The sequence below is a fragment of the Fodinibius salsisoli genome (assembly GCF_026229185.1).
Taxonomy (GTDB): domain Bacteria; phylum Bacteroidota; class Rhodothermia; order Balneolales; family Balneolaceae; genus Fodinibius; species Fodinibius salsisoli.
The window spans coordinates 126658-139653 of record NZ_JAGGJA010000003.1 but is presented as its reverse complement, the minus strand read 5'-3'; the positions used below and the strand labels follow the sequence as shown (position 1 = coordinate 139653).

The window sequence follows — 12996 nt, the reverse complement described above, 5'->3', positions numbered from 1 at the left end:
TTAGAATAACATTCCTGCAATCGTTGCCGTCATTAAGTTTGCCAGTGTTCCGGCCAACACGGCCTTAAGGCCAAATTGGGCAAGTTCCGATTTTCTGCTGGGAGCTAGTCCTCCAATGCCGCCAATCTGGATGGCTATGGATGAAAAATTGGCAAAACCACACAAGGCAAAAGTGGCCATAGTAGTGGTTTTGGCCGACAGAGCAGCGTTACTCACCATCTCTGACAGTTGAAGATACGCAACAAATTCATTAAGCACTATCTTGGTCCCGAGCAAAGAACCCATATTAACAGCATCGGCCCAGGGAACACCGATAATAAAGGCGATAGGGGCAATGAGCCATCCCAGCAGGGTTTCTATACGGAGACTCCCTTCCGGAATCATTGCATTCAGCCCTGTGAAACTGCCAAAGCTTTCCAGGAAATAGTTTCCCATAGCCAGTAATGCTATGAATGCCAATAACATACCACCAACATTTGCAGCTAATTTTAATCCGGTGGATGCCCCGCTTGCTGCCGCATCAATACCATTCGCATCTGTCTGTTCAATATCAATTTGTACTTCCCCCTTAGTTTCTGGTTTTCCCACCTCTGGGTATAAGATTTTGGCGATTATAAGAGCAGCCGGAGCAGCCATTAAGCTGGCTCCCAAAAGCTGTTCAGCAAACATGAGGCGGCCAACATCCAGTGATACTCCCTGGGTTTGTGCATAAGAATTGCCCAACATTTGAACATAAGCTGCCATGACTCCACCGGCAATGGTTGCCATGCCCCCGGTCATCACGGCTAAAAGCTCAGATTTGGTCATTTTTTTGATGTAGGGTTCAACAACGAGGGGAGCTTCAGTCTGCCCAACAAAGATATTAGAAATTACGGACAGGGATTCCGCTCCAGAGGTTCCCATCAATTTCTGCATGCCTTTGGCCATATATTGAACGACGCGCTGTAAAACTCCATAGTGATAAAGAATAGCCGTCAGGGAGGCAAAAAAGATGATCGTAGGCAACACCTGGAAGGCAAAAAAGCTGCCCATACTGTTTTCCATACCCGGACTTAAGGCCAAATCTCCAAAGATAAATTTGGCTCCCTCAGTGGTGAAATCCAGTACGATGACAAAGAAGGATGAAATCCAGCTAAAGAACTGTTTAGGCCACCCAAGGGGAGACCAGACTTCAGCCATAGCACGACCCTTTAATATAAAAACAGCAAGTACAAACTGGATTGACAGGCCCACGCCGACTAATCGCCAGTTCACCCTTTTTTTATGGTTGCTGAAAGCATAGGCAATACCAATGATAGCCGCCATTCCAATTAAACCACGTAGAATATCCATTATGAAGAATTCCTCTTATTTGTATTGGATTTATTGGAATCAGAATCGGAAAGGGGGGCGATCGGTGTGCCTTTACGCTTATCAACAGGAGGGCGGAAGCAATGCCGGGCGCGGGGCTCATAGGCATCCGTCTCTCCGACTAAAAGACGACCTTTATTCTCGACCACTCGTTGCGAGTAGTGTGCCATCGTTCCACTTTCTGAACAGACTGCATGCAGTTTCGTAACATATTCGGCAATGGCTAACAATTGCGGCATCGGCTCAAAGGGTTGCCCCTCAAAGTCCATGTCTAATCCTGCGATGATGACTCTTTTACCATCGTTGGCCAGGGTGTTGGCTACATTAATAAGCTGATTATCAAAAAACTGGGCTTCATCAATACAGACCACCTGGGCATCGCCCGTTAGCAATACCATCTGGTCGGCAGTATCGACCACCAGGCCGGGAAGGGTATTTTCGTTGTGCGAGACAATGTCTTCTTCACTGTAGCGGTTGTCCACTTTAGGCTTCACTATAACGACCTTTTGGCCAGCTATATGAGCTCGTTTAGCCCGCCGGATCAGTTCTTCGGTCTTACCACTAAACATGCCCCCGCAGACCACTTCGATCCATCCAATCTGCTGAGGTACAAATGACGGTTCATTAAGCATAAATGTTCTTCTGAAAATTACGAATATGCCCGTTAAAGCTTGGAATATATCTGTGTATCATCAAAAATAAAAAGAATGAATGGAGGCCGGCGGAAAAGAAAAGAGAAAGCCCAGGGGATTTTAGTCAATATTGCCTTCTTTCATGAATTGGTTTTGTGAATAAATATCCCACAGTAACCATATAATTGGATAAGGAGGGAAGATAATCGAAAAGAACAGCTTGGTTTTTTTCGTAGTGCTGCTTTTTAGTTGAGAAATACCAGCTACACCCGCTAACCAAAAAATAAACGTTATAAAAATGATAAAAGCGATCGAAATAGATCCTAAAAAACCAAAATTATTGTAAAAGGTATGTAACATGGAGTTTATGCTCTACTTTAAGCAGTTAATTCTTTATTTTCCCCGTGACTAAAACAATATCGAATATAAGGAATAAAATCCACATGCTCCCGGTAGTTTCAATTGTAGGACGACCCAACGTAGGTAAGTCCACTATTTTTAATCGTCTCGTTGGCAGCCGAAAAGCCATCGTAGGCGACCAGTACGGCGTTACAAGGGATCGTCACTATGGCGAATCTTTTTGGAATGGACGCAAATTTAATGTCATCGATACGGGAGGATATCTGCCTGATGAAACGGATATTATGATTGCCGGTATCCGTGAACAGGTGCACATTGCCCTTGAAGAGTCTGATGTCATTCTCTTTGTCGTTGATACCGAAGGCGGTATTACGAGCTTGGATCAAGCGGTAGCACAGCTTCTGCGAAAGCAGGAAAAGCCGGTGCTTTTAGTGCCCAACAAAGCAGACAATGATGAACGCACCCTTAATGCCACAGAGTTTTATGCCCTGGGTTTTGACAAGCTTTATCCTGTATCGGCTATTAACGGCCGTGGAACCGGCGACTTGTTGGATGAGCTGGTCAACTTACTGCCTGAAGAGCAAGAGGAGTCGGAATCGAAGACCCCTAAACTGGCTGTTGTCGGCCGCCCTAATGTAGGTAAAAGCAGCTTCGTGAATGCTTTGCTTAAGGATGAACGGTGCATCGTCACAGATATCCCGGGCACCACGCGCGATTCGATTAACAGTAAGCTTACCTATGACGGTAAAGATTATATTCTGATCGACACTGCGGGGCTCCGTAAAAAGCGCAAAGTGAAAGAGAATATTGAGTTTTACAGTACGGTACGCACAGATCGGGCACTTAAAGAGTGCGATGTTGCTATTTTGATGTTAGATGCCATGCGTGGTTTTGAAGCCCAGGATAAGCATATTTTGCGGGAAGCAGAGAAGTATAATAAGGGAATTGTCATCGTACTGAATAAGTGGGATCTGGTACCCGACAAAGACACAAATTTGCACAAAGAGTTCGAAGAATATGTGTATAGCCGAATGCCTACCATGGATTATGTGCCTATTGTGTCTACTTCCGCGCTGAGCGGCCAACGTATCCACAGAGTTATTTCTGTAGCTCAGAAGGTGCTCGAAGAGCGGAAGAGGACTATAAGTACGCCAGACTTGAATAACTTCCTGAAAAAAATCCTTAAAGAGAAACAGCTTCCGATCAGGAGGGGAGTACCATTGAAAATTAAATATGGCACACAGGTAAAGTCGAATCCCCCGGTATTTAAATTCTTTATGAACATTCCGGAAGAACTTCCTGCCAATTATCGTCGTTATATAGCTAACAAGATACGCCAGAAGTACGGATTTGAAGGAGTTCCAATAACAATGACATTTAAAAAGAAATAAATGATTTAACCTTTGACGTGAATCATTGAATCAGTTATTTTTCCGAAGCAATTAAGCTCAGTCATAACCATATTTTTTAACAGCAAACAGATGCCTACACCACAGAACTTAGAACAACCACGGGCTAATGCGCTAAATAAAAATTTTGAGCGTGAACGTGATCTTTCTTTTTTAGAAAATTTATATCTGCCTGAAATTTTTAAAGCACTCTGGTATACCTTTAAGCAGATGTTCCAACCAACCGTTACGCTGGAGTACCCGGAAGAAAAGTGGGATCCCCCGTCAATTTTCAGAGGTCGGCCGGTATTGGTTGAAGATGGTGATAAGGAACGTTGTGTAGCCTGTGGACTTTGCGCCAGAGCCTGCCCACCGCTGGCAATTAGCATGCAGGCTAATGAGGAGGCTGAGGATCCCAAAGAACGTTATCCTGACTTTTTTGAGATCAATATGCTGCGCTGTATTTATTGCGGTTATTGCGAAGAGGTCTGTCCAGAAGAAGCTATTGTGATGAGCAAAGACTATGATATTGTCTTTGAGTCTCGGGAAGAAGCCATCTATGATAAACAGCGACTGCTGGTTCCCAAAGAAGACCTCCAAGAACGATTAGACTTTCTCCGAGAATATAAAAACAATCAGTTTGGTCAGTTTTGGGATTTTCAGGAAGAAAATAATATCCACTCCGTCAGAGATCGAGACCGTGAATTCAACTCAGGGCTTTCATTGGTTGAAATGCTCGAACAACAAAAGCATAATGACAATGTAGAAGCACAATCTTCCTGGGCACGGTAAGAGATATATAGATGATGACCGATAAAGAGATTTCCCAAGATCAGGTGAATCAACTCATTGAAGATGCCTCTTACTTACAGGATGAGGCCGATGCAATGCAGTACGTAATCGATAATATTCCCTACAATGAAAGCGCACCCGGTAAACGTTCAATTGCAGAGCTTTTGCTGCTCATTGACCATGCTCAAACCTCCTATTTTCGCCCAATCCTTGAAGCAGCCGTAGACAACAAGCGACCCACACACTTGGAAAACTTTACCCACTTTGAAGAAAGTTTTGAAGTTGAAGAAGAGGTTGAAGATATCCAGAAAGTACTTCGAAAGATATCAAAGCACCGTGCTGGACTTGTCAATGCCATTAAAAATATATCATTAATCGATTGGGAGACAGTTGTTTATAAAGATAAGAAACAATTATTATTGTTTGCTTTTGCCCAAAAGATGATTCGTTTTGAGCGGGCTAAGCTAAAAGAAATTGCGAATCAGGTCATGATTTTTGGCAAAGAACAAGAAAACAAGAGAGAAATAGAACAACGCCGCAAAAGGCAAAACCAGGAAAATTCTGCTGATAATAACTCTTAAATACATTCAATGCTCTGGGTTGACGGTTTACTTACCTTAGTAGGAGGATACGCGGCATTTGAACTCATCAAATTTGCCCGGGGCAGGGGAAGGCTCAAGTTTCTGGGACTGACTATAGCAGCCTGCTTGTTTACATTCATGCAGTCTACGGTATTTATTGGCAACCTCTTTGAGACCCCTGCCGTATTAACTGTTGTTGAATTTATAGTGGAATGGGGGCACTTAATTTGTCTCGCTTTTATATTAAGTTCGTTAGCGGTATTTATAAGGCAGTCAAAGCCTGTTTTTGCCCAATTTCCGATGGTCTATACAGCTTTACCTTTCTTTATCATCATCTCTTATTTTTTTGTTTTAAATAGCACCGTATTAAGAGAATGGTTATTCTTTCTTTATCAGGCCGGGGCACTGCTTGTTGCCCTAATGATGTATGGTATTTACACCTACCGGGTCAAAAAATATACTACGATCCTTGCCGGGGTCATTTTATTCCTGATTTGCTACATCCTCTATTGGACCATAGGTGCTTTTAGCAGTTCATTATTTTGGATATGGCAGTTAATATTATCAGCTGCTATAGTTACCACCGTTATTGGGTATAAGTTGGCCCATAAGTACTAATATTACTTTTTAGCTACATGAAAGAAGAAAACTCCCCCAAAGCCCCAGACTTTAGTCTACAAAATACCCAGGGAGATATTGTTTCTCTAAGTGATTTCAAAGGACGCCAGAAGGTTGTCTTGCTATTTTTCCCACTTGCATTTTCGGGGGTATGCACCCAAGAAGTTTGTGCCATCCGTGACAATATGAAATTGTATAACGCCTTAGATGCGAAAGTGATTGGCATAAGCGTGGATAGCTTTTTCACCTTAAGAGCTTTTAAAAAAGCTGAAAATCTTAATTTTACCTTGCTCAGTGACTTTAACAAAAAAGTATCCAAAGAGTACAATGTGCTATATGAGGATTACTATGGGATGAAAGACGTTGCTAAGCGGGCCAGTTTTATAATTGACAGGGAGGGCATAGTACGACATCAGGAGATTTTAGAAGACTCCGATGATCTACCCGACTTTAAGGCAATACAGCGTATCCTATCCAGACACTAAATAAGATAAGCCTAAGGGAGAGAAACTTATATCTTTTAATGACGACTAAGGTATCTTGCCTCACTAATAAATAAGTGGAATAACATACAAAAATCGATCTTATATCTATTTATTCATGGATAAAACCATAGAATAGATTGTATTAGTATAAGATGAATGCTTAAGTTTTTATTAGGTATTTTTCTATAAATTTAATAGAATACTTATTATAACCTGAAGCACTTAAAAGATAGAGAGTATGGCACAAAGGGTTTATAAGTTATTTCATTCCTTTCTTGAATATAAATCTATATCGAACCCTGTTGGCTTTTTCTACTGTTTAGGGACAACTCTGTTAGTTATAATACCCAAGGATAGTCTTTTAGCTCAAACGGATTGCTCTGAAGAGAACGGTACAATTACCTGCGAATACCTTGCTGATGATACCTTTACTGTTCCAGCTGGTGTAACAACCATTACTGTAGAAGCTTGGGGAGGTGGCGGTGGCGGAGGAGGAGTATCAAGTCTTTTAGCATTGGGCGTTGCCGCCCGGGGTGGTGGCGGAGGTGCCTATGTACGAAGTGAATTATCAGTAACTTCCGGATCATCTTTCCCAATTGTTGTGGGGGCAGGCGGTGCCGGAGGGCCTGAAGGAGATTTTGATGGATCAGCTGGGGGAACATCATTGTTTGGTTCTGGTCCATTAGTCGCAGCGGCAGGTGGTTCAGGTGGCCCAAGCAGTGCTTCAACTAATAACAATGCCGCTGGTGGTACAGAAGAAGATTCAGAAGGAGATCAGATATTTGTAGGGGGCAATGGCGAAGCCGGTGGCGGAGGTGGCGCTGGTTCAACAAGTAATGGTGGCAATGCTACAGGAGCTACAGGTGGGACAGGTGGCTCCCAAGGTGGAGGGGATGGGGCAAATGCACCTGCATCGGGGCTTGTTTCATCTGCTGATGGAAATCCAGGAGAAGAATGGGGTGGCGGTGGCAGCGGTGCACGCAATGGTCTTGCCTCATTAGGATTAAGTCCAGCTGCGGGCGGCGATGGTGCCAATGGCCGTGTGGTTGTTACCTATGAGCTCCCAACTACGTTATACAGCAGACAAACAGGGAACTGGGGCGAAACAGATACATGGACCTATAGCGATACGCATAGTGGTGATCCCATATCAGTAGCACCTGCAGCTGATAATACGACGATTATCGGTTCCAACCACACGGTTTCTTTCACAGAAGGTGTTACCAGTAATGAATGGATACGGATTAAAGATACCGGTATCCTGCAAACAGGATCTCATGTGCTAAGCGGAAGTGGCGACTTCACCCTTGAACCGGGCGGAACCCTTGGCATCGGATCTTCGGCTGGTATTAGCAGTTCAGGAAATACCGGGAATATACAAGTGAGCGGAAACCGTTCCTTCAGCACAGAAGCAAATTATACCTATAATGGCAGTCAGGCACAGAGTACGGGCAATATCCTGCCAACGACAGTCAACAACTTTACAATAAACAACACCAACGGGGTAACAGCACTGGGAGACCATATTATTGATGGTCAACTGAACCTGGAAAATGGAACTTTTACGATGCCACCAGGAAGCAGCCTTGTAGTTGATAATAGTGGTATTGTTTCCACAAATGGAGAAGTACAAATGCAAAAAACGATGGATGGTAGTAAAGGATGGCGGATGGTTACCTCTCCGGTAAATACCAGTTACTCCGACTTATTTAATGGGTTTGTGACTCAAGGCTTTACGGGTTCTGATTTTGCTAATCTTCAATCCAATTTACTGTGGTTTGACGAAACGGATGCGGGAACAACCCTGCAAGGCTGGCGACAACCTGAGAATATTACAAACAGTGTAGCAGGCGGACGCGGTTACTTCCACTATGTATTCAATGGGGCAGAGCGACCGGATCAATCCACAAATTATAGCGATGTGCTTCCCATTACCCTAACCGCTACCGGCCTTGAATACAGCTTTAGTGGAGGTACCTTCTCATTTGACGTGAGTTTTACTGAACGTGACGCCGGGGCTCCCCAGCAAAATGAACCCTGGATTGATATAAACGAAGCTGATGAAGGCTGGAATTTGGTGGGTAATCCCACAACAGCTACGCTTGATTGGGACCACCCGGGCTGGACCAAGACCAATATGGATAACACTATCTATGTGTGGGATCCGGAAGCCAATGCCGGAAATGGAGATTATTTGGTATGGGACGGTACGGTAGGCTCGCTTGGTGACGGCTTGATAGCGCCTTTCCAATCGTTTTGGGTACGAGCCAACAACGACAATCCTGTATTAGCATTTTCTGATGATGTAAAAACAACTGGCGGCTCGTTCGTTGGGTCCAGCGCAGCCAAATCTAATGATAATTGGAATGGTCAGAATGCCACCTTGGAACTTAAATTGGAGTCTGGTGAGCTGAGCACCAAGAGTTTTATCTCATTAAAAGAGCAGGGGAGATTGGGAGAAGATCCGGGTGATGCTTACAGATTGAAACCCATGAATGATACCTGGCTGGCGCTTTTTACCTCGTCAAAAGATGAGGCACATCATCCGCTGGTCATCAACAGTGTACCTTCAGAATTAGAGCAAGAAGTTTCTTTTCCATTGTATGTGGGTGGAGCTGAGGAAGGAGAGCCAATTGATGATACTTTTACTTTGAAATGGAAGATTTCCCAAAAATGGCCAGAGAAGGTCTATCCAACGCTTGTAGACCATAAAACAAAGCAAAACATATCGATGAGGGAGGGAAAAGAATATACCTTCAAGTTCCAAACTCCTTCATCTATGGCTAAATCTGTAGTTGAAAGCTCTACTGAAGATAAATCCAAAAAAGAACCGCAAGGGGAGTTACAACCACCGGAGCCGATTACATTTAGTTCACCCCCGGTTGCAACGGGACGGATGAAAGAGAACAGGGAGTCGCGCTTTGCTATCCAGTTAAGCCTGAATAGCGAGATAAGTGAATACGAACCTGATGAAGTTACGCTTCATCCCAATTATCCGAATCCCTTTATTGCCTCAACTACAATTTCATTCAGCCTGCCAGAGCCAAAAGAAGTACATCTGGAGGTCTTTGATCTGTTGGGCCGCAAGGTGGTAGTTTTGACTAATAATACCTTTCCAGAAGGAACGCATGAGGTAGAATGGGATGCCGGAGACCAAGCCAGCGGCATTTACCTATATCGATTGGTAACGGATGAACTAATGCTGACCGAAAAAATGCTGTTATTGAAATGATACAAAAAACTGCATATCTGACCATACTTATGCTTAGCCTGCTGCTTATGTGGCCTGGCGGGACGCATGCTCAGGCTGAAAAAGGTTCCGTCCACATAAGGAGCACTGCAGTAGTTGTGGGCGATATTGAGCTGGAGACGGTTAAAGATCTGGCTTTTCAGCAGAATACTATAACCGACTCAACGGTATATATCGATCCAGTACATGATTACCGGGCAGGAGAACTAAAAGCCTATGGCGTAGCGGGGGCAACATTCCGGGTTACTTTTCTTAAGGATATGACGCTTTACCATGCTTCTACGCCCGATTCGCTGCAGGTAAGCTACGAGGTAACCGGTTACCCGGAAAATGAACAGCAGGTTTCTAAACCTCTCGACGCACTTGGTCATGAATTGAGGTTAAATGAGGAGGGAGAATTTTATTTTTGGGTGGGGGGAACAGTTCAAATTGGAAAGGTATCTGATGGTAAATACAACGGAGCATTTACACTGGAAGTAGAATACAATTAATGACTTGCTTTAAAACATATCGGTGGTGTATCATATTCTCTCTGATATTGATTGAGGGTATGCTATTTGGGCAAGAGTTATTATATGCCCAGCGGATTAACTTCGGTCTGTATGGAGATGGCCTCATGCTGACTCCTTTAAATTCAGGAACACTCGACTTTAACGAAGCTCAACCTCTTATTATCAGTGGAACGAATGAGTCGATTACTATAAACCTGGCTGACGATACGCAACTTATGGCAATTATTGAGATTGCTGGTGAAAAACAACACGATGTGATGGTTGACATCGATAGTCCTGGTAATGTTCAACTCGCAGGGGATGCATCCCAGACTATTCCATTTGAACTTCGCTGGGCCTATTCTAATACCAGTCCGGTAGACATTGAACAGGCCAAAGCGGAAGCCCGAGAAATGACATTGGGGTTTAATGCGGCTACGTTTCCAATCCTTCGACGTGAGCTTGGACCTCCAGGCCCACCCCCTGTGCCGCCACATGGAAATTATGAAGCCCCTATGGGAACAGCCTATTTGTTTATCTACGGTACCTTGGGGCCGGTGGGCAATGTGCCGGTGGGTTCCTACTCAGCTACCGTCAATATTTATGCTGAATATACTACCTATGATTAAGGCACAATACCATATATCGTGGCATAAACCTTCCATCTGGGTGGCCCTGTGTTTTTCTTTTGTGATGGCAGGAGGATGGTCGGTCAAAGCTCAATTTATTGAGTCTCATATAACTCTGCAGACCGAACAATTTTCGGTAAGCGCAGAATCTATAGAGGGGGATAATTGGTTCATATCAAATTTTAATTCTGATAAGGGTACACGTATTGGGATTTCCGGCAAAGAAAATGTGCCGATACTTGTTGAATTCGACAGAAGTAAACGGCCAGACAGCTCTAATATGGATGTTATGTTACTAAATGATGGGAGCAAGGATATTGAAAATGCCGTTCCGCTTGATGGCGACCGTGCTATGTTTCGACTTAATCGTCATTCCCGGCTGATTAATAATCTCTCTGGTGAGCCTTATAAGCTTACGGCATGGATTTATCTTATGAAGAGACCAGAAAATGACTCAAGATCCAGGATTAGCATTACGTACTTGTGATTTTTCAGTATAACTAACACCTAAATCACTTCTGTTCTCTCAAGAAGAACAGAGGATAAATTAAATCCAAAAGACTATGAAACAGATAAAAAAAATACTTTCAATACTGCTGCTTTTAGTTGGTTTAAGCACAGTCGGTTGGGCACAACAAAATGATACAGGAACGATTACTGCTTCAGCAGATGTGGTTCAGCAATTGGCTGTAGAAGGAGTCAATGATCTGCTATTTCAGCTTGTTTCTCCTGGGGTAGACAAAACTATCGATTTGGAGGGTAATGTAAGCGCTGGAACAGCAACGGGAGGAGAACAAGCCGGTCAATTTACGGTTTCTGCCTCAGAAGGGGCTTCCGTCACACTTGAATTCACCGCACTCCCAGCTGTATTAACAGAGACTTCTGCGGGTACCGAAACAATGCCCATTACCTATGAGTCGGGCTGGGACGTAACAGGCGATGGGACGAGCACAACAACCGTCACAACCTCTGGTTCAACAACTATTGGAGACTTTCCTGCTAATGATGTAGGAGGCACTAATTTAATTTATGTGTTACTGGGTGGAACCGTTCAGCCTATTGCCAACCAAGTACAGGGTACCTACGAAGCTGATATAACCCTGACGGCAACCTATAATTAATGTTAGACTTTTACTTCTTGAAGAGAGGGGGCGTAGAATGGCTGGTCAGCTGTGCTTAGGCCGGACGAATTGACAGAGATTTTAAATAAAAATAATGGGGTATCAGACAATGTAAAATTTCCTTATTCCTGCTCTCTGGGCATCTACGGATGCGTTCCGGGAAACGAGGAAGGTCCAGATGTTTGCCAAAACCTTTACCTAAGAATCGTGCAGGTAATTTTGGTCTAAAAACTGTGCACTAATTGCTAATGAATATCTTTAAATCTCTCGGGGAAGCCCGTTTGAGGTCCCGATATTTTCTTTTACTAACATAACTACTCAATTCAAGATGGTACATGCAACTCGTTGTTTCTCGTATACTGTTGGCATAATAATTCTTTTCATTGTTTTACCTTTTAGTGGATACGCTCAAATAAGTCTCGCTCCCACGATGCTTGCTATCCATGATGACACAAATGTGGGTTCTTTGTTTATCAATAATAACTCTGACGAACCCAAGGAAGTTTCCATTACCACAGAGTTTGGCTACCCCGACTCTGATTCGCTGGGTAATCTGGAGATGAACTATGATGATACCAAGGCAGAGGAACAGTATGGTTTGGATGAAGACATTCGGATATTTCCTCGCTCTTTTGTTATCAAACCCAACCAGCAACAAACCGTGCGGTTACAGGTACGTCCATCGCAGGATCGCTCCAACGGGGTATATTGGACTCGAATCAGTGTAACATCCAATGCCGTGACGCCCGAAGTAGATGAAAAGGAGACAGAGGGTATTACCACTCAAATTAATTATCAGTTTGAACAGAATATTGCTGCTTTTTACCACAAGGGAAAGACAACCACAGGTGTAGAGGTTCGAGATATAGAGGTCGAACAGAACGACGATATCCTGACGATTATCGCTCAGCTTAGTCGTACCGGCAATAGTCCCTTTTTGGGAAGTATACACGCCGAATTGTACGATCAGTCCGGACAAAAAGTAGGAGAGGCCGAAACGACAACAACAGTCTATTTTGATGAGTCCCGTCAACTGGATCTAAACGCAGAAGATCTGCCCCAGGGTACTTACCTCCTGGAGGTATCATTAGAAACAAAACGGAGGGATATATCACCCCAAAACCTGGTACAGGCCCCTCAAATAACCGAAACAATATCTGTAGAACTATGACGGGGTCTTTTGCTGCATATATAGCATAAACTATACCGGGATTGCTATAGCTAATATCTAAAAAATGGTTATTCCTTAAATTAAAGCATCACGCTCTTTTGCCGCATATCCGCCAGATATATAAACTA

The 12996-nt window shown here is 43.7% G+C and carries 13 protein-coding genes; 11 read left to right on the top strand and 2 right to left on the bottom strand.

The features are described 5' to 3' along the window. Positions 1 to 1332, bottom strand: coding sequence for a NupC/NupG family nucleoside CNT transporter (locus J6I44_RS05545; RefSeq protein ID WP_265765011.1), 1332 nt, complete (start codon positions 1330 to 1332; stop codon positions 1 to 3). Further along, entirely contained in the window at positions 1332 to 1982 is a 651-nt protein-coding gene (locus J6I44_RS05540; RefSeq protein ID WP_265765010.1) for a thymidine kinase, read from the bottom strand. The genes J6I44_RS05545 and J6I44_RS05540 overlap by 1 nt, the downstream gene beginning before the upstream one ends. A 443-nt stretch (positions 1983 to 2425) precedes the next feature. Here J6I44_RS05540 and der point away from each other — a divergent pair, with 443 nt between their 5' ends. The 11 genes from der to J6I44_RS05485 all read left to right on the top strand — a co-directional run bounded on the left by der (position 2426) and on the right by J6I44_RS05485 (position 12868). Beyond that, entirely contained in the window at positions 2426 to 3733 is a 1308-nt protein-coding gene (gene der, locus J6I44_RS05535; RefSeq protein WP_286670477.1) for a ribosome biogenesis GTPase Der, read from the top strand. A gap of 90 nt (positions 3734 to 3823) precedes the next feature. Then, the gene (locus J6I44_RS05530; protein WP_265765009.1) at positions 3824 to 4522 is read left to right on the top strand and encodes a NuoI/complex I 23 kDa subunit family protein; all 699 of its coding nucleotides are present in this window, start codon (positions 3824 to 3826) and stop codon (positions 4520 to 4522) included. Between the two features lie 11 nt (positions 4523 to 4533). Further along, positions 4534 to 5103: a hypothetical protein gene (locus tag J6I44_RS05525; RefSeq protein ID WP_265765008.1), complete on the top strand. Its 570-nt coding sequence runs from the start codon at positions 4534 to 4536 to the stop codon at positions 5101 to 5103. A 9-nt stretch (positions 5104 to 5112) separates the two neighbouring features. Continuing rightward, positions 5113 to 5721, top strand: coding sequence for a hypothetical protein (locus J6I44_RS05520; RefSeq protein ID WP_265765007.1), 609 nt, complete (start codon positions 5113 to 5115; stop codon positions 5719 to 5721). A 17-nt stretch (positions 5722 to 5738) separates the two neighbouring features. Then, complete coding sequence (locus tag J6I44_RS05515) at positions 5739 to 6206, top strand: peroxiredoxin (RefSeq protein ID WP_265765006.1); 468 nt, start codon at positions 5739 to 5741, stop codon at positions 6204 to 6206. Positions 6207 to 6444: 238 nt separating this feature from the next. After that, positions 6445 to 9438 (top strand): glycine-rich domain-containing protein, encoded by a 2994-nt coding sequence (locus J6I44_RS05510; RefSeq protein ID WP_265765005.1) that lies wholly within the window; start codon positions 6445 to 6447, stop codon positions 9436 to 9438. Then, the gene (locus J6I44_RS05505) at positions 9435 to 9947 is read left to right on the top strand and encodes a hypothetical protein (RefSeq protein WP_265765004.1); all 513 of its coding nucleotides are present in this window, start codon (positions 9435 to 9437) and stop codon (positions 9945 to 9947) included. Before J6I44_RS05510 ends, J6I44_RS05505 begins: the two co-directional genes overlap by 4 nt. A gap of 59 nt (positions 9948 to 10006) precedes the next feature. Further along, positions 10007 to 10576, top strand: coding sequence for a hypothetical protein (locus tag J6I44_RS05500; protein WP_265765003.1), 570 nt, complete (start codon positions 10007 to 10009; stop codon positions 10574 to 10576). Next, on the top strand, positions 10569 to 11063 hold the full coding sequence (locus tag J6I44_RS05495; RefSeq protein WP_265765002.1) for a hypothetical protein: 495 nt from the start codon (positions 10569 to 10571) through the stop codon (positions 11061 to 11063). Before J6I44_RS05500 ends, J6I44_RS05495 begins: the two co-directional genes overlap by 8 nt. A 76-nt stretch (positions 11064 to 11139) precedes the next feature. After that, a complete protein-coding gene (locus J6I44_RS05490) occupies positions 11140 to 11697 on the top strand; it encodes a hypothetical protein (RefSeq protein ID WP_265765001.1) in 558 nt (185 codons plus the stop codon). A 430-nt stretch (positions 11698 to 12127) separates the two neighbouring features. After that, a complete protein-coding gene (locus J6I44_RS05485; RefSeq protein ID WP_265765000.1) occupies positions 12128 to 12868 on the top strand; it encodes a hypothetical protein in 741 nt (246 codons plus the stop codon). The last annotated feature ends 128 nt before the right edge of the window (positions 12869 to 12996 follow it).

Bases quoted from the DNA above. Each gene is read 5' to 3' on its own strand.
- J6I44_RS05540 (WP_265765010.1), bottom strand. From the start codon at position 1,982: ATGCTTAATGAACCGTCATTTGTACCTCAGCAGATTGGATGGATCGAA.
- J6I44_RS05505 (WP_265765004.1), top strand. From the start codon at position 9,435: ATGATACAAAAAACTGCATATCTGACCATACTTATGCTTAGCCTGCTG.
- J6I44_RS05490 (WP_265765001.1), top strand. From the start codon at position 11,140: ATGAAACAGATAAAAAAAATACTTTCAATACTGCTGCTTTTAGTTGGT.
- J6I44_RS05530 (WP_265765009.1), top strand. From the start codon at position 3,824: ATGCCTACACCACAGAACTTAGAACAACCACGGGCTAATGCGCTAAAT.
- J6I44_RS05510 (WP_265765005.1), top strand. From the start codon at position 6,445: ATGGCACAAAGGGTTTATAAGTTATTTCATTCCTTTCTTGAATATAAA.
- J6I44_RS05545 (WP_265765011.1), bottom strand. From the start codon at position 1,332: ATGGATATTCTACGTGGTTTAATTGGAATGGCGGCTATCATTGGTATT.
- J6I44_RS05495 (WP_265765002.1), top strand. From the start codon at position 10,569: ATGATTAAGGCACAATACCATATATCGTGGCATAAACCTTCCATCTGG.
- J6I44_RS05525 (WP_265765008.1), top strand. From the start codon at position 4,534: ATGATGACCGATAAAGAGATTTCCCAAGATCAGGTGAATCAACTCATT.
- der (WP_286670477.1), top strand. From the start codon at position 2,426: ATGCTCCCGGTAGTTTCAATTGTAGGACGACCCAACGTAGGTAAGTCC.
- J6I44_RS05515 (WP_265765006.1), top strand. From the start codon at position 5,739: ATGAAAGAAGAAAACTCCCCCAAAGCCCCAGACTTTAGTCTACAAAAT.
- J6I44_RS05500 (WP_265765003.1), top strand. From the start codon at position 10,007: ATGCTATTTGGGCAAGAGTTATTATATGCCCAGCGGATTAACTTCGGT.
- J6I44_RS05485 (WP_265765000.1), top strand. From the start codon at position 12,128: ATGCTTGCTATCCATGATGACACAAATGTGGGTTCTTTGTTTATCAAT.
- J6I44_RS05520 (WP_265765007.1), top strand. From the start codon at position 5,113: ATGCTCTGGGTTGACGGTTTACTTACCTTAGTAGGAGGATACGCGGCA.